The organism is Arthrobacter sp. Alg241-R88, assembly GCF_900537115.1.
Classification (GTDB): Bacteria; Actinomycetota; Actinomycetes; order Actinomycetales; family Micrococcaceae; genus Arthrobacter.
The window spans coordinates 46,420-68,326 of the sequence record NZ_UNRG01000012.1; the positions used below are offsets into that span (position 1 = coordinate 46,420).

Here is a 21,907-nt window from a genome sequence, read left to right on the forward strand (position 1 = left end):
GGTGTGGTGTCATGTGACGAAGTTTTGCTGTACGACACACCTCTGCGGCTCAACATGCTTCTCACCCGCACGCTGCCTGCTTGGGAGATATCGTGTCCGCCAGGGACTGTCTGAATAACGGTGTGTGGGGTCCGGCCTGATCCGAAAGGAGTCGGCCGTGTCAGAGTTCACGACCGAGGTGACAGGGGTGATGATCGATCCTGTGACGGGAGAGATCATCGATCAGAAGGAGCTTGCGGAGCGGTTGCTCGCGCAGGCCAAGGAGCAGGGCGTGAGCCTGGTGGGCCCGGGCGGGCTGCTGAACCAGCTCACGAGAAATGTGCTCGAGACCGCGCTGGAAGCCAAGCTGACAGAGCACCTCGGGGCACGAGCACGGCCCGACACCGGTCGTAGCCAACATGGGCAACGGCACGAGGTTCAAGACCGTGCTGACCGAGATCGGTCCGGTCGAGATTGAGGGCCCCGGGATCGGGACGGCTCGTTCGAGCCGGTGATCGTGCCCAAGCGGAAACGGCGGCTGGACGGGATTGATCAGATCGTGCTCTCGCTCTCTGCCAGGGGGCTGACCACCGGGGAAATCGCCGCGCACTTCGAGGAGGTCTACGTGGCCAGAGTCTTTAAAGACACCATCAGCCGCATCACGGAGAAAGTCGCTGGGGAACTGGCCGAATGGTGTGCCCGGCCTTTGGATCCGCTCTATCCAGTGCTGTTCGTTGACGCGGTTTAGGGTTCCGGGATTTCCAGGTCCCACGTTGAGGGGTCAACGTCGTCGGGGTCTGGCCCTCCGCGCACGCCGCGATCAAGATAGTCGATGGCGTAAAGGTCCTCGTCGCCGAGGGCGAAGTCAAACACGTCGATGTTCTTTGCCATCCGCTGCGCGTTGGTGGATTTGGGGATCACGGAGCGTCCCTGTTGGAGGTGCCACCGGAGCATGATCTGCGCCGGGGTTTTACCGTGTTCCGCGGCTATACGACCGATGGTCTGGTCCTCGAGGACGCTCTCGCGGTTCTCGCCCCACCCCGGGTAGAAGGTGATGCCACCAATGGGCGACCACGCCTGCGTCACGGTGCCAAGTTCGGCGTTGGCACGCTGGACGGCTGGCTGGGTGAAGTACGGATGCAGTTCCACCTGGTTGACTGCCGGGACGATCTGGGTCTGCTCGCGTAAAGCAGCAAGGTGGTGGGGCATGAAGTTGCTGACTCCGATGGACCGCACGCTTCCGTCTGCGAGGAGTTGCTCGAGCGCGCGGTAAGCCGCCAGGGTTCGCTCGAAGTGTTGCGGCATGGGCTGGTGCAGGATCAGCAGGTCGATCTGGGAGACACCGAGCTTGGTGGCGCTCTTCTCAAATGCGTGCAGCGTCTCGTCGTAGCCGTAGTCGCTGACCCAGACCTTGGTCTCGAGGAAAACATCGTCCAGGTCAATGCCGGACCGACGGATGCCCTCTCCGACCTCGCGTTCGTTACCGTAGCCTGCGGCGGTGTCGATATGCCGGTAGCCGGTCTTCAAGGCGGTCTCGACGGAGGCCGCGGTTTCTTCCGGGGCGCTTTGGAATACGCCGTAGCCGACCGCGGGCATGCTCACCCCGTTGTTCAGCGTGAGTTGGTTGTTCAGTGTCAGTGGACTTTTCATGGGTTCTCCGGAGGGGATGATCAGGACGGGCCGTCGGTCGCGGCGCGTATGGCGGGGTTGGTATTGCTGTTGGCGGTGGCGGGGGTTGTGGCCCAGGAGCCGAGGAGCGCCACTCGTTCGGCGGTGGGTGAGTGTGGTTCGATCGTGTAGACGAGCATGGTCAGTCCGGGTTCGGTGGTGAGGTCGAAGGACTCGTAGCCGAATTCAAGGTCGCCCACGTTCGGGTGTCGGTACCTTTTCGTGCCGCGCTGGTAGCGGATGACGTCGTGGGAGGCCCACATCGCACGGAATTCCGGGCTCTGTGTGGAAAGCTGACCGACGAGCCGGATGAGTTCGTCATCAAACGGGTCCCGCCCGGCCGCTTGGTGGAGCAGCGCGACGGCATTCCTTTTGGCCCGGTCGAAGTCGATGAAGAAGTCTTCTGCCCGCGGGTCAAGGAATTGGTACCTCGCGGCGTTGAACTTTTCCCCGCCCTGGGCTGGATCCGGTAGGCCGTACAGCGCTGCCCCGAGTCTGTTGGTTGCGACGAAGTCCAGCCGGGAGTTCTGTACGAGGGCGGGAACGGTGATCGCGTCCAGTACCGCCTGCGTTCCCGGGGCGACGACCGTCCGGCTTTTGGGGCGGGGCTTTCGCCGGCGCGGAGATGTAGTGATGTCCACGAGGTTCATCAGATGCTCCCGTTCGGTGTCGTCCAACTGGAGGGCGCGGGCGATGGCATCGAGCACTTCGAAAGACGCGCCTCGGGTATTGCCCCGTTCCAGCTTCGAGTAGTAGTCGGTGCTGACGCCCGCCAGGTGCGCGACCTCTTCCCTCCGCAGACCAGGGACCCGCCGGTTGCCCGCGAAGACCGGTACACCTGCCTGTTCCGGGCTGATCCGGGCGCGCCGTGAGGTCAGAAAGCTGCTGATCTCCTCGTGAGTGGTCACTTCAGGCCGCGTCAATGGTGAGATCAATGGCCTCAGGGTTTGCGTCGTCGGGATCGATCGCTCCGCGGCGGCCGGTGTCGAGCGTGGCAATGGCTGCCATGTCTTCGTCAGTGAGCTCAATGTCGAACACGTCAAAGTTCTCAAAGATCCGCTGCGGCTTCACTGACTTGGGGATGGCGCTGCGCCCTTCCTGCAGATGCCAGCGCAGGATGACCTGGGCGGGGGTCTTTCCGTGCGCTTGAGCGATGGCCAGGATCGTCTCGTTCTGCAGTGGAGGGACAGTGCCGTTTTCGCCCGCCCAGCCGTAGACACCGCCGATCGGCGACCAGGCCTGCGTCAGGATGCCGAGCTCCCGGTGCAGGGCGAGTTGGTCAGGCTGCTGGAAGTTCGGGTGCAGCTCGATCTGGTTGACCGCTGGCACGACATCGGTTTCCCTCACGAGCGCCCGCAGGTGATGGGGTTTGAAGTTCGCTACCCCGATCGCGCGTACTCGGCCCTCGGTGAGCAGCCGCTCGGCTGCCTGGTAGGCGGCGACGGTGTGGCTCCAGTTCGCTGGCCATGGCCAGTGCAGCATGTAAAGGTCCAGGTACTCGACTCCGAGCTTGATAATGCTGGTGTCGAACGCGCGCAGTGCGCTGTCGAACCCGTAGTCAGTCATCCACAGCTTCGTTGTGAGGAACACGTCTGCGCGGTCGACTCCCGACTCGCGCATACCTTGGCCGACTTCGCGTTCGTTGAAGTAGGCCGCTGCAGTGTCGATCAACCGGTAGCCGGTCTGAAGCGCGGTCGAGACCGCTGCTGTCGCCTCACCGCCCTCGCTCTGCAACACCCCCAGGCCCAAAGCCGGAATCTGTGCCCCGTTGTTCAAGATGATCGGTGTGTCTGCCATGGCAATCCTTTCGTTTCCCATGTCTAGTCAACCCGCTGCCATGTCTTCCCGGAAGGGCGGGATGAACAGTGGTCTGCCAGACCACCCCATTACGGTCATGAGTGCTGCTGCCTCAAGACTGCAAGGCCCCGTTATAGGCATAGGTGCCTTGCTTCCGAAGCGGTGGTGGGCTCTGCGACGTGCTGCCTGATGGAACGAACCTTCAGACGTAGGCCAGGAATCGTCCTGCGAAGATCACGCCCGTCCACGTCGTCATCGATACGACCGCCGAGATGCGGGCTGCGATCGGTGTCGCGTCGGCGTCCGCCCACTCGTCGACCCGACGGTGGACGCCGCGGTGGAACACGAGGACGTTCAGCCCGGCCAGGAACAGGAGTCCGAGCTTCCACGGTGCAGCACCGGAGCCGGCGACGCCGACGGCCTGCGCGCTGAACAGCAGGATGCCCGTGGCGACGGCGATGGCCAGTCCGAGGTGGGACACGGGCAGGAGATAGCGTGCGGCCATCGTGACGGATACCAGAAAACGCCCAACGCCCAGCAGCCGGAGGTCGAACGCGAAGGCCGGGCCGACGAGCACGGCAATCCCGAGGATGTGAAGGCTCTCGAGCGTCGGATACATGAAGGGAGTGGAGCGCACGGCATCACCGAGCGCGGATTCCTGCAGCCAGCGCAGGATTGGTTCGAGCCATTCAGGCATTCGGGCTCCGTTCGTCCTGGCGGGTACGGCGGCGCACGTAGAAGACGCCGCCCACGACGGCTGCGACGACGGCGGCACCGAACACCGCCCAGACGACCGACGTCTCCGAGCCGCTGTCATTGACCATGCCGGCATCCTCTGCCGGAGGGTCCATCTCCAGGGGCTCCTCTGCCGCGGACGGCGCGGCGGCAGGCTCGTCGCCTGCCTGCGCCTCGCCCGGTAGCGGTGCCCTGACCGGAAGCGTGTTGCCGATCACCTGGTTGACGGGCGCATTGTCGTCTCCGTACCAGAAGGCGACCGGACGGAAGAGGCCGTCGTCGGTGCTGTTGATGTACCCGACGCCCTGGAAGCGCTCTCCGACCTCCAGGGAGCGGCCCAAGCCGTTGCTGCTCGACCACCACGGCGGAGCGATGATGACCTCGAGCTCGTCGTGGGGCCCGTCATACGCGAGAGCCGCCTCGACCCGGGGGCTGTCCTCCGGTCCCGACAGGTCTTCGGGGATCGGCAGATCGGGCGTGTTGGCCGGGAGCTGGGCATCCAGGGCAACATCGAAAAGCGAATGCGGATCGCCCCAGCTCCCCTCAGACGAGACGGTGCCGGCGATGTAGACGAGGTCGTTGGTCTCGAAGCCGTCCCAGCCGTGATGCGCGGCGGCCGGTGATGCCGGGACCAGCGCGATGGTTGCCGCGGCGAGGAGAGCCGCGGCGGCCAGAAGGCCGCGGCGGAGTGGTCGGTCGGTGTGTGTGGAGACGCTCAAAATCGTCGATCCTCTCTGTGGGCGGTGGGGCTCCCGTATGGCGAGCCTGGGGTTAGTGTTCAGCTTTCTGCGGGGAACGCGACGCCGGTCTGCTCGGCGTAGGCGGCCAGGAGCCGGTCCTGCGCCTGGGTGTCATGCACGAGCTCATTCACGCGCGTCTCGACCTGCTGGTGGAAGAGGAACTCGCCGGTGACGTCGCTGCCGGGCTCGAGGCCCTCGGCCAGCCAGACCTGAGTCAGGTAGCCGTCGCGAAGGCTGTCGGGCGTGCTGGTGTTCCCGTTGTGGAAGCCCATCAGGGTGGGGATCCAGCCGGGTGCGACGGCGTTCACCTGCCGGTCCGGCCAGAGGCGGGCCGCTGCCGTGGCGATCATCGCCATGTGCAGTTTGCTGTCGCCGTAGCCGATGCCGCCGCCCGAGCGCACCTCGTCGAGCCTCAGGTCCCCGCCGAGGTGCAGGTCCGAAGAGAGGTAGCTCAGCTGCCGCGGCGGGGTCACCAGCGCGGTGAGGAGGTACGGCGAGAGGGAGTTGGAGTTGAGCAGGTCGCCGTCGGGGAGCCCGTACTCGCCGGCGTTGTGGACGATGACGTCGAACTCGCCGAGGGCGTTGATCTGCCCGGCCAGCGCTCTCGTCTGGTCAAGGTCGAGAAGATCGCCGGTCACAACGTCCCCGAGGCCCGGCAGGTCCCGGCGCACGTCAGCGGCGCGCTGCTCGTTCCGGGCGTGCGCGACGACCGTGTGGCCGCGCTTGAGGAGATGGGCAGCGGCGAGCTGCCCGGCACCGGCGGTGGAACCGGTGATGAGGATGCGCTTTGTGTCGCCGTCGAGCGGTTGGACGTTCTCGTCGATCCACACCAGCTCGTCGGCGACCTGCTGGGTGTTGTACACGCCGACGCCGTACAGGCCACCCTGGGCCTGGACGGCGCTTCCGGAGGTCTCGGTGCGCTCAGGTGCTGTTCCCGTCGGCGCAGGCGTCGAGGCGTCCTGCGGGGCAGCGCTGGTGCAGGCGGCCAGGGCCACTGCGCCAAACGCCGCTCCGGTCAGCAGGAGGCCGCGTCTGGTCAGGGGTGTCGTATTGAGCTTCATTCTCGTCGTTTCCTTCGTTTAGCCGGCGACGGCGATGATGACCTGCTGCCCGTCCAGCAGCACGGCGGTGACGCGTTGCTGCATCCGGCGAGGAGCAGCGCCAGTGCGATCGCAGCGCCGGGCGGTTGTTCTGGGCAGGCCGCATTGTGGAGGCTTTCCGGGTCGGTCCGAGGAGTACTCCATCAATGCAACACGGAGAATTGACGGTGCGGGAGTCCCTGTCGGGAGGGGTACCAAGAGGGACTCCCGCACCGGCGATCGGCGGGGGTTCCTTGGAGCCGTCTTGCTGCAATGTGATGCTGTGTTTTCCTCCCGGGAATTTTGTCGTTATGTCGTCCAGTAGACACCGAGTGTGGCAAAACAAGGGAGTCTCTATCTAGGGGTGGGATTGGCAGGGCACCCCTTGCGGCCTGACCTCGCGGAGAGTAACGCTCGTTTGTCATCGGATATCGCCGTGTCTGGATGAATTGCAGGTGACGTTGCCGTCCAAACCACCAAAAAGCGCGTAGCGTGAAAGTCCCTGTACCGCGATAGGCGTCGGCTTTGGCCTATACGACCGCGAGAGCCTTATCCGATCCAAAAGCTCATAGACTTCCGCATCTACCAGACGTGATACATTCGCTGCTACGCGCGGCCATTAGTAGGCCTCTCACCCGGCCCGGACGGGTAACCGCTCTTCCGGCTGGCAATGATGATCACCAGGGCCGAAACGATAGGAACGGCCGCGGCATAGGACACAAGTCCGGCACCCATGGTGGTTATTGCCACCGCGCCGTAGGAGGCACCCAGGGCGATGCCCAGTTGGATGGTTACCACTGTCAAGCTATTGGCAGCATCCCGGTGTTCCCCGCCCACACGGAGGATCGCGGCCTGGTTGAAAATGCCGATTGCGCCGAAAGCCGTTCCCCATAGAGCCAGCATGATGATCGCGCCAGCCCAGCTGCCGCCGAGTGCGGGAAGTAGCACAAAGACTGCCAGGAACCCAGTCACCGTGACCAGCAGGGCACGTCGGGGGTGTGAGTCCGCGGTCATGCCAGCGATCCAAATCCCCACGAGGCTGGCGACGCCAATCACCGACAGCGCGATACTGACGCCACTTGCCGGCAGGCCCGAGGTCAGCAGGAACGGGGCGATGTAGGTGAAGAGGGTGAAGTGCGCCAGGACCAGCAGCGGCCAGGCCACGGCTACAGCAATGACGCCCGGGACGGCCAGGGCCGCTCGCAGCGACGGCGTGGATTGACGGCCAGCTTCTAACGAGGCGGGAAGGAGCCACGCCGCGAGGATCCCCAGGGCCACTGCGACTCCCGCAAGCACAAGGAACGAGGTACGCCAACTGAGCACGGCGCCCATCATGGTCCCCAATGGAGCGCCGACAGCCAGGGCAATGCTGTTGCCACTAAAGACGATGGCCATCGCCTTGCCTACCGAATGTGCGGGCACGATCCTCGCTACATACGGTGCCATACCAGACCATAGGAGCCCATGCCCCACGCCTCCCAGGAGCCTGGCTCCAATCGCCAGGGGAAGCGTGGGGCTCAACGCCAGCAGCACATTGCTAAGGGCAAAGGTGAATATTGCAGCCATCAGCAGCGTCTTCCGCGGGACACGGCCTACCAAAAGCTTCGACAAAGGCAAGGCTGTAAAGACGATTACTGCTGCGTACACGGCCGTCAGCGACCCCACGGCCGATTCGGTGACTCCCAGCTCACGGCTGATCTCCGGCAGCAGGCCGGAAGGCAGAAGTTCCGTCGTTACGGCAATGAAGCCAGCAGCAGCGAGGACAAGGAGTCCGGCCTTTGGGTTCATTCTCGGGCCGGACCCTTCTGCCGGACCCAAACTTTGTTGATTGGGCGTCGTCGATTCGGGCTGCAATATGCTGTCGCTGGGTTTATCCATCTTTCCAAGGAACCATCATGTTTCCTCCGGCGGGAGTCACTGGCGGAACCCCCCTCGCACTGCCCTAGGCTTATAGGCCTAAGCAATACCTCCGACAAAATTGTCCAGTCATCGGCGCATCCAACCCACGTCCTGTCAAGTTGAGTTCTTTGGGCGATAGCATCACCGGTCGCCTCGATGCGGAGCCTGCGGGATGTGCGCATCACCACCGGCAGGGGGTGAATCGGCAAAACATCCCATTTGAAGCTCTCCTCTCTGGAGAACCCTCGTTGACTCGGGATAATGCGGGGGCAAGTCACGAAGGGTCCGTTCGCCGATGATCGTTGCTTGCGTGCGGGCCGCTGTGGATGCCGGAACCTCCCCGGTTGCGACAAGGGAGGCCCCGGCGGCTTGGAGGGCACCGGCGGGTGAGGACGGGACTGCCTATGAGCGGCACCGAGGAGTCTCAGAAGCTGTCACCCATCCTGCTAATGACAATTTCTTCCCTGCAGTCAAAGGCACGGCGGATATCGCCTGATTCAGGAAGTACCCAGACGACACGTGCGTCCTCGGTCAGGACATCGACTGTGGCTTTATAGGAATAGTGCGCAGATTCTGAGACGGTGACGTGATCCCCTGGTCGCAGGCGTGCCCAGTTCTCCCGTGTGGCGTGTTCCTTTGGCAAGGTACAAGTATCCTTTCGGTGGGAGTGAGGGTTTCGTTCGTCCGCAGTCCTCTTCACAATTGCTCGGGAGGCAGCACACAGAACGGCCTGGAATGACTCGTTACGTGGTGAGTGATCGGACAACGGGCGCCAAGTACGCGGGCACGCTCGAGCCCGTGCACATGCGTAGTCATCTGCTGGTGTCGTGATACATTTCGGCGGCACGTGCGCGTTGGGTGGCCAGTTCGATCATCAGGTCGAGGTTGGGGGTTGGGACCTGCACCAGTTCTGCCAGGTCAAGGGGGACACGGAACATGGCGTCGATCTCCATGGGACGGCCGGCCAGCAGGTCCTGAGCGATGCTCTGGAGATGGCCGGACTTCGCCAGCTTGCTCAGGCCTTCGTAGGGATCGCCCGGATCGCAGCCCAGGGCTCGGGCGATGGCGGCGCCCTCGGCTGCCATGGCCTTGGCGGTGCCGGCAACGGCGGCCTTGTCCAGGACATCCTTCATCGGCGAGGCTGTGAGGACGGCCAAAGAACCCCCGATCAGGTTCATCAGTAGTTTGGCCCAAACGGCGTTACGGATCTTCGGTGTCACGGTGACTTCCAGGCCACTGGGGTTCAGGAGCGACGCCAGTGCATCGAGCCTGGCATCCGCCCCGCCGTCTGGGCGTCCTATGATCAGGCGGTTAACGGGATTTGCGGCACGGATTACCCCTGGTGCGATCACGCTGCAGGCGGTGTAGGCCACGGCACCCACGGCGCGCTCCGGGCTGATGTGTTCCCACAGCGCACTTTCGGGATCCAGCCGTCGAAGGCGGGTGCCGTCCAGGTCTCCGCCGTGAGAGTGGAAGTACCACCAGGGGATGCCGTTCATGACAAACAGCACCAGACTGTCCTTGTGGAGCAGGGATCCTACGTCCTTGGTGATGGTCGGCAGGGACGGGGCTTTGACCGCGACGATGACGATGTCCTGGGGTTCCAGGTCGCCGGGCCGGTCGGTGGCAGTCGGGTGGGAAACCAGCACTCCGTCACGGGTTTCCACCCGCAGCCCGTGCTGCCGGATGGCGGCAAGTTGCTCGCCGCGGGCGATCAGTGACACCTCAGCTTCACTCCCAGCAAGCCGTCCGGCGATGTGTCCGCCTACGGCTCCTGCTCCGTATACGCAGATTTTCATGTGTGCTTCCTGTTCCGTGATGTGTCGGTCATTCGAATTGCTGGCGCTTTTGTGCTGCGGCGGCGCTGAGGAAGGAGATGTCGTTGCCGGTGGAGACAAAGCCGGCGCCGAGATCCAGGTATTGACGGATGAGGTCCGGCCGCCCGCCCAAGCCGCCGATGCCTACGGACTTTCCGTTAGCTTGGCAGGCCTTGATGACTTGGAGGTATGCCTCGTGTACCCGGGGGTGGTCCAGTTGCCCCGCGACACCCAGTTCGACGCTGAGGTCGCTGGCACCCACGAGGAGCATGTCCACACCGTCTACGGCGGCAATGGCTTCCACCGCGTCAAGACCGGCCTGGGACTCAATCATCGGTACCACCATGGAGGCCTGATCGAGTTCACGGACGAGTTGATCGGCGGGGAGGGTCCGGTAGTGCAGTTGGGGCGCGGCCCCCGCCAAGGACCGCCCACCCAGGGGTGCATGCTTTACGGCGCGAACCAACGCGCGTGCCTCCTCGGCCGATTCCACCCCGGGGACAATGATCCCCATGGCCCCGGAATCCATGACCCTGGCGATGAAGGACGGGTCCAGGCCGGGGACGCGGACCAGGGGAGTGACGCCCAGGGAGTTGCAGGCCATGCAGATTTGACCAGCAGCCTCCAGGGAAAAACTGCTGTGCTCCATGTCGATGTAGACGGAGTCGAACCCTGCGGTGTAGGCGATGGAGGCGATGTCGACAGTCCGCACCAGACGAACGGTCATTGAGTACACCCTCTCGCCCTTGGAGAGCTTTTCTTTGGCATAATTGCGCAGCAGCGGGGCTTCGTTGTTCATGTTCTGTGTCTCCTGATCGAGTCGGGTGTTTCAGCCGAACAGTGCCGGTAGCGCTTGCGCTTCGTCCTCGAACCCGTAGACGGACTTGACCTCCAGGTATTCTTCGAGCCCGAACCGGCCCATGGAGCGGCCGATGCCTGACTGCTTGTATCCGCCCATGGGCGTGTATGAATCCGTGGCTGCGCCGTTGTAGCTGATACGTCCGGCCCGCAGCGCGTTCACGACACGCCGGGCATTCGTCCGATCGCCACCGAAGACATAGCCTCCCAGCCCGTAGGGCGAATCGTTGGCGATCCGGACGGCATCGTCCTCGTCGCGGTAGGGAATGACGGCCAGGACGGGTCCGAAGATCTCCTCCCGGGCGATTGTCATGTCCGGGGTCACTCCCGTGAACACCGTCGGTTTCACAAAATAGCCCTGGTCCAGACCCTCAGGGCGCTCAAGCCCGCCGGTGACGAGGTGGGCGCCCTCATCGAGGCCGGTCTGGATGAAATCTCGGATCGATTTGAACTGGTCAGCACTGACGACCGGGCCCATAGAGGTCGAGCTCTCCAGAGGGTCACCGAGCCGGTAGCGGTGTGCCTCGTCGACGAGGAAGGGCACTGCCTGCTCCATCTGGCTCTCGTGCACGAGCATGCGGGCGGGGGCATGACAGGACTGACCGGCATTGAAGAAGGCGCGTTGGATGTTCCACCGAGCGGCCTTTTCAAGGTCGGCGTCGGGCAGCACAATGTTGGCTGACTTTCCACCCAGTTCCAGTGAGACACGTTTCACCGTGTCTGCGGCGGCGGCTCCGACCTGCCGGCCGGCGGCGGTGGACCCGGTAAAAGAGATCATGTCCACCTCGGGGTGGCGGGAGAGCGCGTCGCCGACGATGCGTCCGGTTCCGTTCACTAGGTTGAACACGCCCGCCGGCACACCCGCCTCGTGCAGCACCTGGGCCAGAAGCGTGCCGCTCGCGGCGGAGTTGATGCTGGGTTTGGCCACGATCGTGCAGCCGGCAGCCAGGCCATAGATGGTCTTGATGACGCCGGTCTGGATCGGCCAGTTCCACGGTGAGATCAGCGCGCAGACCCCGATCGGCTCGCGACGGACAATGGCGCCGCCGATCCGCGACTCGAACGGGTACTCGCGCAGGATGTCACGGGCCACCCTCATATGCTGGACCGGGCCGGTGACTTGGGCGCGGTTGCTGACCGGGATGCCGACTTCGCGGGCGATCAATTCGGAGAACTCGTCGCTGTGCGACTCGTACACGTCGATGACGCGGTCAATCAGCGCGACGCGTTCCTCTACTGAGGTGGCAGAGAAAGTTTCGAAGGCGCGCCGGGCGGCAGTGACCGCGCGGTCTACATCCGCGGCAGTGCCCAGGGTGACCCGGGCGAAGGCTTCCTCGCGGGTGGGGTCGATGAGCTCCACTTCGCGCGGGTCGGTCGGTTCAACCCATTGGCCGTCGATGTAAAGGTGCGGGTACTGCTCCATGCGGGGTTCTCCTCAGGCTGTGTGGCTTGTCGCGGGTTAGCTGCTGTGGGTGTAGCCGCCGTCGCAGGCGATGGTCTGGCCAGTGATGAACGCCGACGCCGGCGTGGCGAGGAAGAACATGATGCCGACCAGGTCGGTGGGGACCATTCCGCGGGGGATGCACTGCTGAGAGGCGGCGCGCTCACGGACCTCGACGGTGGGATTGACGGTGCGCTCAACTTCCGTGGCGATCATGCCCGGTCGTACGCAGTTGACGGTAATCCCGTCGCCCCCCAGCTCGCGCGCCAATGCATTGGTCATGCCGATCAATGCTGACTTGGAGGTTACATAGTGCAGGTAGTTGCCGACGCCACGGGTGACCGAGTCGGATGAGATGTTGATGATCCGTCCGAAGCCCGCCGTGCGCATATGGGCAGCCACCGCCCGAACGCACAGGTAGCTCCCGGTGACGTTGACCTTGAGCACCTGCTCCCACTGTGCCATGGGGATCTGATCGAACGGCCCCTTCTCGATGGTCGCGAAGATCGATGCATTGTTGATCAGCACATCGACCCGGCCGCACTTTCCCATCACCGTCTCAACCATCGACGTGACGGACGCCTCGTCCGCCACGTCAACCTTGACGGCAAAACCGGTCCCACCGGCGTCCTGAATCTCCTTGACCACTGCCTTGGCCTTGTCGATGTTGAGGTCGGCGACCACGGAAAAGGCTCCGGCCGCGGCGAACTGGCGCGCTAGTTCTCGGCCGATGCCCTGGGCGGCCCCGGTGATGAGCACCACCCGTTCCTGGACGCTGAAGTCCCGCGCCGACGCCGGCACGCCGGAGTCCTGTGGGGTATGGGTCAGGGTTGTCGTCGTCATAGTCGATCCTCGTGGCGTCGCGTGTCGGGGTGGGGCATGCAGTCAATGGTGGAGGAGTGGTGTCCTCTTGGGCGACTGCACTAGCGCCTCACTGCGGTCCACCTCCAGACGCCGGCGATAAAGGTTCTCCCATGATGTGGGCATCGCGAGCATCCTCTAGGAGGCGGCTGTCATCGGTGAGGCAACAGGGGCCGTGCTCCTGCTCGTAATAGACAATATCCTGTTATATGGGATACTGTCAATAACGCGAGCGGTCCTTCGCCGGTACAAATGACGGCCGGCGGGTCGGACTCCGCAGCCCTTCGGCTTTTGCCGCAGGAGGAATCCACTTTGTAAGGAGTAGGGAAGATGCGCGTAAGCAAAGCAGCAGAAACCGGCAGCGAAGCAGTTGGCTCCATGCGTGAGGGAGTGCTGGAGCAGAAGCACCTGCTGGTCGGCGAAGACGGCTCGCCGAACAATTACGACCTCAACATGGGCCAGACCGGCGGTGGCGGCTGGCGGACCCCCCGCCACCGGCACACTTTCGACCAGATCCGCTATGTCATTCAGGGTCAGCTGCCCTACACCGAGAATGACGTGCTGGAGGAGGGGTGGGTGGGGTACTTCCCAGAAAGTGTCTACTATGGCCCCCAGGAGCGTGCAGAGGGCCTTCGGACCTTGGTTCTGCAGTGTGGTGGCGCGAGCGGCGGCGGTTATCTGAGCGCAGCGCAGCGTGAGGCAACGAATGCGGAACTGGAAAAGACCGGTGAATTCAAAAAGGGCATGTATCACTTCACGGACGCCAACGGTGAGCCCCAGACCCTGGATGGCTCCCAAGCGATCTTCGAGCGTGCCACCGGAGGCAAACTTGAATTCGCGACTCCGCGGTACACCGATGTCATCGCGATGAACCCAGCAGCCTACGACTGGCTGCCCCAGGGCGACCAGGGTGTTTGGGAAAAGTGGCTGGGCAGTTTCACTGAACGCAACTTGCGGACCGGTTTCCTCCGCCTGGACGCCGGCGCGGTTTACCAGGCCGGCCAGCACTCCTCCATCGAAGTCCTGTTCCAGATCAACGGCCAAGTCACTGCGGGTGGCGAGAAATACGGTCCCGAGACCGGGTATGAATTCCTCGCCAACGAAGGCCCCGTGCCCGTCGAGGCAATCGAGCCGACGGAGTTCCTGCGCGTCATCCTCCACACCTTCTGAACCGCCACGGGCCAACACGGAGAACGTGTTGGCCCGTGCGCCCGCGCACGCGGCCAGGTTCCGCAAGGACTGGTCCGTATTCGGTGACGTCATGAACGCCTCCGCCACCGTCCGGCTTCATCGCCGATGACCACGGCTCGATGCCATGGCAACCAACACGCCGTTTCGTGGGGTCAGCCACGCGACGTACATGACTGCGAGGGTTCCGGGGGAGGGCAGGGTGCATGAGTTCATCTGGCGGTCAAGCGAGGGTCTGATCTCCAGACCGCCGGTTTTTCGTGGGTTCATGACCTGCGCTGGTTGTCCATGAGGCGCTCTGATATGGTCGCTGCTGCGTGCTGGACGGCCAGCGCTGCCTGCTGGACATCGACGTCGCGCCGCACTTTTTTATCCCATGCGACACCGACACTGCCAAGGGCTGTCTTCTGATCGGTGAGGATGGGCGCCGCGACGCCGTAAACCCCGGGGTTGAACTCTCCCATGGTCAAAAGGTAGCCGTCCTTCTTGATTTCGCCCAGGCTCTTGCGGAATTCGCTCCACGTACTGCCCAGCCCGGCCTTCTCAATTTCCGTACTGTATCGCGGGTAGATGGCTTTCAGRCGGTGATGGGGGAGGTAGGCCAGGATGACCTTCGAYMCCGCGCCCTGAAACCAGGGGCGACGCTGYCCGCGGCTGAACCGGTTCGCGGGGCTCAGCGGGGCGCGGTRCTCCCCGATGCACAGGACCGAATCACGAAACGCGGTACWCAGGGTAGCCGAGTGCCCGATCTTGTCCACCAGTTCCTCCAGGACGCCGTGGCTGGCCAGCAGCAGTGGRTCCGTCTGGCGGATCTGCAGGTCCATCTCGATGATCCGCGGGCCGAGGCTGTAGTAGCCATTGCGCACAGAGGTGAGCAGTCCCGCATCATGCAAGGTCTTGATGTAGCGGTATCCCGTCGACCTGGAGGTCTCCAAAGCCTCAATAAGGTCAGCCGTAGACCAAACAGGCTCCTTCTCACTGAACAGCTCCAAAACGTTCAGCATCCTGGACAGGCTGCCAGCACTATCCGAAGACCCTGCCACCCCGCCGGCCATCGAATCTCGTCCACTCATACGCCGAGTACCCATCCTTCTCTCCGTGTCCGCTGTACTACGCAGACACATCAACAAGCTATTGACTGAGTCCCATAATACAGGATATCTTTGTTCAAAGCCCTATTTGACATGGATACCCCACCGTCAAAAGAGGACGTCCCGGAATCACTAGGAAGTCACCACACAAAGTGCCGAGGGTTCCCGAACGTTAGCCCCCTTTTGTTGGTACTTGGGGCACGTGTAATCAGCGTGCCGGGTCAGATGACGGTTTCGCGTTCTGCTCAAGGAAGAGAAGGATCATGCAGAGAAAAACCCTTACGGTCGATAGCCCCAGCACGTCGGGGTCCGCCGCGATCCCAGGCCCGATGCCGGGAACAGCTCGATCCAATGGACGAGACACCTCCGCCGCGACGCGACAAATCCGCTCTATTGCTTGGTCATCATTGCCACTGCTGGTATTTCTGGCGATCCTCGTGGCGTGGGCTGCAGTAGTCGAGCTGTTCAAGATCCCGGCGTACCTGCTCCCGGGGCCCATTGCGGTGTTTGAACGTCTATTCAGTGATGCAAGCAGTTTGTGGACCCACACACAGTCCACTCTCGTGGTGATTGTTATAGGGCTTCTGCTGAGCATCGTCATCGGCATTCCGCTTGGCTTGGTCATTGCACTCTCCCGGACGGCAAAACAGTTGCTTTACCCGCAGGTTATGATCCTGCAGCTGGTGCCGAAGATCGCGGTCGCACCGCTGCTCCTGGTTTGGCTCGGTTTTAGCATCAACACGAAAATCGGCTTGGTCATACTCATAACCTTTTTTCCCTTGCTGATGGCGAGCATCAGCGGGTTCAGGATCCTTGATGACAGGCTCCTTTACTTGACGCGGTCCATGGGCGCGACTCGGTGGCAGACATTCTGGTTTCTTCGGTTTCCTGCCGCGCTTCCAGTGATTTTTTCCGGAATCAAGACTTCGGCAACTATCGCGATCACGGGCGCACTTGTCGCGGAGTTCCTCGGATCAAACAGCGGTCTCGGCTACGCGCTGCTGCGGGCTAGCGGTGCGATGGATACGGAGTACATGTTCGCCATTCTGGTCATCCTCACTATCATCGGCGTGATCGTCAATTACATGGTGGAGGCCGTTGAATGGCTGCTCACGCCCTGGCAGCGCCGCAACGCATAACACATATCCGCCGCGAGTCGACTTCCGTGGAAGTGGCTCAAACGCAGCTATCACCGACATTTTGGCAAATTAGACACGATCCGAAGGAACACCATGCGTAGAAGCATTCCTAAGATATTCGCAGCTGCAGTTGCGGCGGGAGCGATGATGCTCACCGGCTGCTCAGGGCCTAGCGCCTCCAGTAGTGCCGGCAATGAAAGCCCCGTCCGCTTTCAAATGAATTTTTCCTGGTCGGCCTCCACCGCAGGCTTCGCAGTTGCCCAGGGGGAAGGCTTTTACAAAGAGGCCGGAATTGACGCGAAAATTGAACAGGGCACGGGATCGGGGACGGCTGTCCAGCTCGTAGCGAGCGGCCAGGCGGACATGGGCGTGGCGGACGCAGTGGCTGTGAGTCAGCAGATTGAACAGGGGGCGCCGCTTGTGATGGTCGCAACCGACAATCAGGTGACGAACATCGCGATTCAGGCGCTGGAATCCTCTGGGATCAATTCCGTCCAGGATCTCAAGGGAAAGACCATCGCATTGTCTCAGGGCGGTGCACATGCTTTCCTGTTCCCCCTCTTTCTCCAGTTGAACGGTCTCAGTGAGAACGATGTGACCATCTCTACCATGCCTTTTGCTTCCATGTCCGCGGCACTGCTTCAGGGAAACGTTGATGCGATGGTGGGCGGACATGACACCGCCGTGTCGCTCGAAATGGAGAACGCAAAAATCAGAAACTTCTGGTTCAAAGACTATGGTGTTTCTCCCGTCGCCCATTCAATCTTTACGACCCAAAGTTTTGCGGAAAAAAATCCCGAGGTCGTCAAAAAGTTTGTTGCCGCCAGCCTCAAGGGCTGGACCGGCACGATGGATGATGCTGAGCGTGCAGTAACCGCCGTCAAGCAGCTTCAGCCTGACTCACGTGACGATGTAGTACGCGCAGAACTGAAACTACTGCTGCCCTTGATGTGTGCTGCAGACGCCAAGTTTGTCGGACGCGCCGAGCCGGAGCGCTGGGAGTACAGCAACGAGGTATTGACGCGTGCGAAGCTCCTGCCTGCTCCCCTTGACATTTCAAAGGCTGTTTCCTACGACTTCCTGCCACCCGAGTCCGAACTGCGTAGTTGCAAATAGGTTTCGATGCGTGAACGCGCGGGCATTAAAAGTCACTAATGGGACAACCAAAGGTATTCGTGACGCGACCAAAATGCGCATTTGGCCGCCCTCCGTCCAGGGCAGCCTGAATAATGAAAAGTCTGAATTCGCTGGGGCCAGAGAAAGGCAGCACAAGTGAACGACACAGTATTGCAAACAAGGGCCGCAGGCCTGCCGATTTCCATAACGGGCGTTTCGAAGACCTTTAGCAGCCCGAAGGGAAAAACTTTTGAAGCACTGCGGCCGGTCTCGATGGACGTAAAGCCGGGCGAGTTCATTTCCATAGTCGGCCCGTCCGGCTGCGGTAAAAGTACGCTTATGCTGATGGCGGCCGGTCTCCTGGACAGATCCGAGGGGGACATCCGCATCGGCGGTACATCAGTAACCAAGCCCTTCACGGACATCGGGATTGCTTTCCAGGACCACCTCCTGCTGGACTTCCGCACCGCAATGGAAAACGTCCTGATTCAGGCTGACATACGCGGCCTTGACAAGAAGGTGCTGCGGTCCAGGGCAACCGAGTTGTTCAAGCAACTCCACCTTGAGAAGGCCATGGATAAATACCCCCGCCAACTGTCCGGTGGAATGAGGCAACGGGTGTCCCTAATTCGGACGATCGTCCATGAGCCATCAGTGCTCTTGCTCGATGAACCGTTCGGAGCCCTTGATGCTCTTACCCGGCTACAGGTGCGATCTGACCTCGAAGCACTTTGGCTGCGTAACAAACCAACAGTCCTGTTCATCACCCACAGCGTTGAAGAAGCCGTTGGACTGTCCGACAGGATTTTCGTGATGAGTCCAAGCCCAGGTGAAGTGGTCGACGAAATAGTTGTTGACCTCCCGCGTCCACGACCCCTTGCACTAGTGGAATCTCCTGATTTCGGGACGTACGTGGATCGAATCTACGGTCACTTTGAGCGTATGGGAGTGCTCCACGGAATCGAAATCCCCAAACGAGGAAACGAATGAACGAGGCGCACCTCCTAGGAAGCTCGCTTCAACATGCCTATCTGGGGCGGAACTGAATGCGATCCGCATCGTGAGCTTTGCGACACCAAGCTTCACAACAGCCCCCGTTTGAGGCGAGGCGAAAACGATTGCACGGGTCGCGCGACCCGGGCGCACAAACGAAGCTTCCCACTATCAGGTCGATGGCCGCATCCGGCCGGACAATGCTACCCGAAGACTTTACACGCCCTTTAAAGGAGATCGCGAAGATGACGACAAAAATATCCGACGAGCTAATTGTGGCCCAGCGCGGTGAGGGACGCCGTGTCGGGATAATCTCAGCTGACGGTGTGACAGTACCTGCAAATGGCTATGAAATGGAGATCCATAACCCCGCTACCGGGGAACTCATTGGCACGCTGCATGAGGCCGATGCCGCGGAGATCAATGCGGTGGTAGCCGGGGCGAAAGCGGTATACGAAAAGGTTTGGCGGCGGACGGCGCCCGAGGTCCGGGGAAGACTGCTGGGTGCCTGGGCGGATGCAATCGCCAGGCACCGCGAGGAATTAGCCGACATTGAGGTCGCGGATGTAGGCCACCTGCGCCGCGAGGTACTCGCTGACATCGACAATAGCTCCCGGATTCTGCGCTACTACGCCGGCATCGCCGACAAGCTCGAAGGACGCACTTTCGCACAGCTGCCCGACCGGCTCTCGTACGGCGTCGACGAGCCCTTCGGCGTCGTAGCCGGCGTCAGTCCCTACAACGGAAACGCCAATTCCCTAACTCTGAAGGCGGGCCCGGCACTCGTCGCCGGCAACTGCATCGTGATCAAGGCACCTGAGGTCGCCCCCCTGCTGAACTACCGGTTGGTCGAACTCGCACTCGAAGCCGGCATGCCAGCCGGCATCATCAGCGTCGTAACCGGCCGCGGGCAGACTGTCGGCCCGCTACTCACCGAGCACCCGGACATCGGGATGATCGCCTTCACCGGCGGACCAGACTCAGGACGGGCAATCATCAATCAGTCCGCGACCAACATCGTGCCGACGTTCCTCGAACTCGGCGGAAAAAGCCCGGCGATCCTGCTCCCGGATGCCGACCTCGAAACTGCTATCCCGTCGCTGCTCCATTCAAACTTCGCCAAAAGTGGACAAAGCTGCGTAACAGGATCCCGGATCTTCGTCCCGGACTCAATGTACGCCGAGGTCAGCGAACGGCTCGGGCAGAAGGCGAAAACAGTGCGCGTAGGACTTCCCACGAAGGATTCCTCGCAGATGGGCACGCTCATCAACCGCCGGCATCGCACACGCGTCGACGCACTCGTCAAACGCGCGATCGATGCCGGCGCGGTCTGCCTCGCGGGCGGCGCTCCAGCAGAGGAAGGCGAGCTAGCCAACGGCGCCTTCTACCAGCCCACTGTTCTCGCGGAGGTTAAGGATGACAACCCTGCAGCCCTCACCGAAGCCTTCGGCCCAATGGCGAGTGTCCTGTCCTACTCAGATGTCGACGAAGTAATCGCGCGCTCCAACTCCTCTGAGTTCGGACTCAGCGCCCAAATCTGGGGCAACGACGCACGGACCATCCAACACCTCGCGAAAGGATTGGAGGCAGGAACCGTATGGATCAACACCTACCGCTCCTTCCACCCGACCGTCCCGTTCGGCGGCATGAAACAAAGCGGCTTTGGCAAAGAAAACGGCCTCGATTCGGTCGCCATGTACACCCGGCGAAAAGCGGTCGTGTGGGACCTCTCGACCGAGCGCGAGCTGCCCTACAGCAATTGATGACCTTGGGCGGTCCCAAAGCCGCGCAAATCGCGATCCAGGGGTCGCAGCAAACATCCGAAACCCCGAAGCACGTGGTCCACCCACGCCTTACGAACATGACAAGGGAAATCTGCAGATGAACGACGATGCACAAACGCCGACCCAACGGCTGAGAGGGCGTCGGATTATTGTCACCGGCGCAGCAGCTGGGATTGGACGGCGCACGGCACAACTCTTCGCACAAGAAGGGGCAGCAGTTGCCCTCCTTGACCGTGACAAGGAGAAACTCCAAGTCGCCGCCGAGGAAATTGGCGGTTGGGCTTTCCCAGTGGACATCACCGATGATGAGGCGACTACTGGTGCAATCGAGGAAGCTGCGGCAACCTTAAGCGGGATCGACGGTGTTGTTAATGCAGCGGGGATCATGTTCCAGGGGTTGGCGTCCGAAGTTTCAGCGCAGGACTGGCGGAGGGTGATCGACATTAATCTCACCGGCACGTATAACGTAGTCCGCGGGTGCATCCCTTGGCTGTTGCAGGCACCGTCAGCGACGGTTGTGACCATCGCCTCAGCGGCGGGACTTATGCCAAACGCCGCCGGACTGACAGCTTATGCTGCGTCTAAAGGAGGAGTCATTGCCCTGTCGAAGGCATTGGCGGCCGAGCTAGCACCGAAAGTCCGGGTCAACACTGTTTGTCCAGGCATGGTTGATACCGCCATGGCTGACGGCTTCAGGGGAAATGTAGGTAACTACGCGCTCAAGCGTCTGGCCGACCCGGTTGAGATCGCTCACGCTATACTTTTCCTCACAAGCCAGGAATCATCCTATGTGACAGGAGCTGCCCTGGCAGCAGACGGAGGCAGGTCGTTCCACTAATCCTCGTCAAGCCGGATATTTCCGTTTTGATGCCTAACTCGGGCGCGCCGCAGCACCGGTTACGTGTGGCGGCGGCTTAGGAACCTCAATAGGGCGGCCTACGAACCCTCAATAGAGGCAGGGACCGAAGGCCCCTTCCGAGTCAGTGGACGCAATCGTCGATGTCACCCGGATGCCCCTGACTCTAGTTCGCCGCAGGTTGTGTGGGCAATTGCGGATCAGTCTCCAGGGTTGGGTTGAGACAGGGGCAAAATGCCGGTTGGATTCGTGGGTATTCCTTTCTACTCCATTGCCGCCGCCATGGCACCTGCTTGAAGGTGGAAGTCCACGGTGAAGAAGGTTTCCATCTCTTTGCAATGGCAACTACGTCATGGTGAGGTGGCCATGAAGCGAGCCGGGGGCAGTACGTCAGGCCACCCCTAACGGACCACCTATCCACCGATCCGGCAGGAGTCCTTCGTAAATTCGGCGCCTCTCGAGGCGTGAGCGTGGCCTGCCTTAGAGCATGTCTGGGGCTAGCTGGATACTTCTGACTGCGCCTGCGCCCCACAGATGGAGCTCATTCGCAGGGCGCTCCACTCCTTCGGCCGAGACACGTACTTCGCGGGCTCATGACCTGCGCTGGTTGTCCATCAGGCGCTCTGATATGGTCGCTGCTGCGTGCTGGACGGCCAGCGCTGCCTGCTGGACATCGACGTCGCGCCGCACTTTCTCATCCCATGCGACACCGACACTGCCAAGGGCTGTCTTCTGATCGGTGAGGATGGGCGCCGCGACGCCGTAAACCCCGGGGTTGAACTCTCCCATGGTCAAAAGGTAGCCGTCCTTCTTGATTTCGCCCAGGCTCTTGCGGAATTCGCTCCACGTACTGCCCAGCCCGGCCT

General features: G+C 61.9%; 19 protein-coding genes and 1 pseudogene. 7 read left to right on the forward strand and 13 right to left on the reverse strand.

The window, feature by feature from the left end:
• Positions 1-256 precede the first annotated feature (256 nt).
• Positions 257-747 (forward strand): annotated as a pseudogene (locus tag G6R19_RS18665) (transposase); the annotation flags it as partial.
• Here G6R19_RS18665 and G6R19_RS18670 read toward each other — a convergent pair.
• The 11 genes from G6R19_RS18670 to G6R19_RS18720 all read right to left on the reverse strand — a co-directional run bounded on the left by G6R19_RS18670 (position 724) and on the right by G6R19_RS18720 (position 12,856).
• Complete coding sequence (locus G6R19_RS18670) at positions 724-1,629, reverse strand: aldo/keto reductase (RefSeq protein ID WP_240341967.1); 906 nt, start codon at positions 1,627-1,629, stop codon at positions 724-726. The pseudogene G6R19_RS18665 and the gene G6R19_RS18670 overlap by 24 nt on opposite strands.
• A 20-nt stretch (positions 1,630-1,649) precedes the next feature.
• The gene (locus G6R19_RS18675) at positions 1,650-2,555 is read right to left on the reverse strand and encodes a helix-turn-helix transcriptional regulator (protein ID WP_163167753.1); all 906 of its coding nucleotides are present in this window, start codon (positions 2,553-2,555) and stop codon (positions 1,650-1,652) included.
• Position 2,556: 1 nt separating this feature from the next.
• Positions 2,557-3,444, reverse strand: a complete 888-nt coding sequence (locus G6R19_RS18680) for an aldo/keto reductase (protein ID WP_163167755.1) — start codon at positions 3,442-3,444, stop codon at positions 2,557-2,559.
• 202 nt (positions 3,445-3,646) lie between these two features.
• Entirely contained in the window at positions 3,647-4,141 is a 495-nt protein-coding gene (locus G6R19_RS18685; RefSeq protein ID WP_163167757.1) for a DUF6644 family protein, read from the reverse strand.
• The gene (locus G6R19_RS18690) at positions 4,134-4,898 is read right to left on the reverse strand and encodes a hypothetical protein (protein WP_205484621.1); all 765 of its coding nucleotides are present in this window, start codon (positions 4,896-4,898) and stop codon (positions 4,134-4,136) included. The genes G6R19_RS18685 and G6R19_RS18690 overlap by 8 nt, the downstream gene beginning before the upstream one ends.
• 59 nt (positions 4,899-4,957) lie before the next feature.
• Positions 4,958-5,980: an SDR family NAD(P)-dependent oxidoreductase gene (locus tag G6R19_RS18695; RefSeq protein ID WP_163167759.1), complete on the reverse strand. Its 1,023-nt coding sequence runs from the start codon at positions 5,978-5,980 to the stop codon at positions 4,958-4,960.
• A gap of 624 nt (positions 5,981-6,604) precedes the next feature.
• Positions 6,605-7,786 (reverse strand): MFS transporter, encoded by a 1,182-nt coding sequence (locus tag G6R19_RS18700; RefSeq protein WP_163167761.1) that lies wholly within the window; start codon positions 7,784-7,786, stop codon positions 6,605-6,607.
• Between the two features lie 923 nt (positions 7,787-8,709).
• Positions 8,710-9,696 (reverse strand): 2-dehydropantoate 2-reductase, encoded by a 987-nt coding sequence (locus tag G6R19_RS18705; RefSeq protein WP_163167763.1) that lies wholly within the window; start codon positions 9,694-9,696, stop codon positions 8,710-8,712.
• A gap of 28 nt (positions 9,697-9,724) precedes the next feature.
• Positions 9,725-10,513, reverse strand: a complete 789-nt coding sequence (locus tag G6R19_RS18710; protein ID WP_163167765.1) for an aldolase/citrate lyase family protein — start codon at positions 10,511-10,513, stop codon at positions 9,725-9,727.
• Between the two features lie 30 nt (positions 10,514-10,543).
• A complete protein-coding gene (locus G6R19_RS18715; RefSeq protein WP_163167767.1) occupies positions 10,544-11,995 on the reverse strand; it encodes an aldehyde dehydrogenase family protein in 1,452 nt (483 codons plus the stop codon).
• 36 nt (positions 11,996-12,031) lie between these two features.
• The gene (locus tag G6R19_RS18720; protein WP_163167769.1) at positions 12,032-12,856 is read right to left on the reverse strand and encodes an SDR family oxidoreductase; all 825 of its coding nucleotides are present in this window, start codon (positions 12,854-12,856) and stop codon (positions 12,032-12,034) included.
• A gap of 348 nt (positions 12,857-13,204) precedes the next feature.
• Between G6R19_RS18720 and G6R19_RS18725 the strand changes: the two genes are divergently transcribed.
• On the forward strand, positions 13,205-14,044 hold the full coding sequence (locus G6R19_RS18725; RefSeq protein ID WP_163167771.1) for a hypothetical protein: 840 nt from the start codon (positions 13,205-13,207) through the stop codon (positions 14,042-14,044).
• A gap of 284 nt (positions 14,045-14,328) precedes the next feature.
• Here the strand turns inward: G6R19_RS18725 and G6R19_RS18730 are convergent, their stop codons facing one another.
• The gene (locus tag G6R19_RS18730; RefSeq protein ID WP_163167773.1) at positions 14,329-15,066 is read right to left on the reverse strand and encodes an IclR family transcriptional regulator C-terminal domain-containing protein; all 738 of its coding nucleotides are present in this window, start codon (positions 15,064-15,066) and stop codon (positions 14,329-14,331) included.
• A gap of 350 nt (positions 15,067-15,416) precedes the next feature.
• Between G6R19_RS18730 and G6R19_RS18735 the strand changes: the two genes are divergently transcribed.
• The 5 genes from G6R19_RS18735 (at position 15,417) to G6R19_RS18755 (ending at position 21,023) form a co-directional block, all read left to right on the forward strand.
• Positions 15,417-16,292 carry an ABC transporter permease gene (locus G6R19_RS18735; protein WP_240341968.1) on the forward strand — a complete coding sequence of 292 codons (876 nt, stop codon included), beginning with the start codon at positions 15,417-15,419 and terminating at the stop codon, positions 16,290-16,292.
• A 93-nt stretch (positions 16,293-16,385) separates the two neighbouring features.
• A complete protein-coding gene (locus tag G6R19_RS18740) occupies positions 16,386-17,408 on the forward strand; it encodes an ABC transporter substrate-binding protein (protein ID WP_163167775.1) in 1,023 nt (340 codons plus the stop codon).
• 156 nt (positions 17,409-17,564) lie between these two features.
• Positions 17,565-18,398, forward strand: coding sequence for an ABC transporter ATP-binding protein (locus G6R19_RS18745; protein ID WP_240341969.1), 834 nt, complete (start codon positions 17,565-17,567; stop codon positions 18,396-18,398).
• 248 nt (positions 18,399-18,646) lie between these two features.
• Positions 18,647-20,164, forward strand: a complete 1,518-nt coding sequence (locus tag G6R19_RS18750) for an aldehyde dehydrogenase family protein (protein WP_163167777.1) — start codon at positions 18,647-18,649, stop codon at positions 20,162-20,164.
• A gap of 118 nt (positions 20,165-20,282) precedes the next feature.
• Entirely contained in the window at positions 20,283-21,023 is a 741-nt protein-coding gene (locus tag G6R19_RS18755; protein WP_163167779.1) for an SDR family NAD(P)-dependent oxidoreductase, read from the forward strand.
• Positions 21,024-21,632: 609 nt separating this feature from the next.
• On the opposite strand, the gene G6R19_RS18760 is transcribed toward G6R19_RS18755, so the two are convergent.
• On the reverse strand, positions 21,633-21,907 hold a 275-nt coding region (locus G6R19_RS18760), incomplete at its 5' end, for an IclR family transcriptional regulator C-terminal domain-containing protein (RefSeq protein ID WP_205484623.1).

Bases quoted from the DNA above. Each gene is read 5' to 3' on its own strand.
- G6R19_RS18670 (WP_240341967.1), bottom strand. From the start codon at position 1,629: ATGAAAAGTCCACTGACACTGAACAACCAACTCACGCTGAACAACGGG.
- G6R19_RS18680 (WP_163167755.1), bottom strand. From the start codon at position 3,444: ATGGCAGACACACCGATCATCTTGAACAACGGGGCACAGATTCCGGCT.
- G6R19_RS18685 (WP_163167757.1), bottom strand. From the start codon at position 4,141: ATGCCTGAATGGCTCGAACCAATCCTGCGCTGGCTGCAGGAATCCGCG.
- G6R19_RS18695 (WP_163167759.1), bottom strand. From the start codon at position 5,980: ATGAAGCTCAATACGACACCCCTGACCAGACGCGGCCTCCTGCTGACC.
- G6R19_RS18700 (WP_163167761.1), bottom strand. From the start codon at position 7,786: ATGAACCCAAAGGCCGGACTCCTTGTCCTCGCTGCTGCTGGCTTCATT.
- G6R19_RS18705 (WP_163167763.1), bottom strand. From the start codon at position 9,696: ATGAAAATCTGCGTATACGGAGCAGGAGCCGTAGGCGGACACATCGCC.
- G6R19_RS18710 (WP_163167765.1), bottom strand. From the start codon at position 10,513: ATGAACAACGAAGCCCCGCTGCTGCGCAATTATGCCAAAGAAAAGCTC.
- G6R19_RS18715 (WP_163167767.1), bottom strand. From the start codon at position 11,995: ATGGAGCAGTACCCGCACCTTTACATCGACGGCCAATGGGTTGAACCG.
- G6R19_RS18720 (WP_163167769.1), bottom strand. From the start codon at position 12,856: ATGACGACGACAACCCTGACCCATACCCCACAGGACTCCGGCGTGCCG.
- G6R19_RS18725 (WP_163167771.1), top strand. From the start codon at position 13,205: ATGCGCGTAAGCAAAGCAGCAGAAACCGGCAGCGAAGCAGTTGGCTCC.
- G6R19_RS18735 (WP_240341968.1), top strand. From the start codon at position 15,417: ATGCAGAGAAAAACCCTTACGGTCGATAGCCCCAGCACGTCGGGGTCC.
- G6R19_RS18740 (WP_163167775.1), top strand. From the start codon at position 16,386: ATGCGTAGAAGCATTCCTAAGATATTCGCAGCTGCAGTTGCGGCGGGA.
- G6R19_RS18750 (WP_163167777.1), top strand. From the start codon at position 18,647: ATGACGACAAAAATATCCGACGAGCTAATTGTGGCCCAGCGCGGTGAG.
- G6R19_RS18755 (WP_163167779.1), top strand. From the start codon at position 20,283: ATGAACGACGATGCACAAACGCCGACCCAACGGCTGAGAGGGCGTCGG.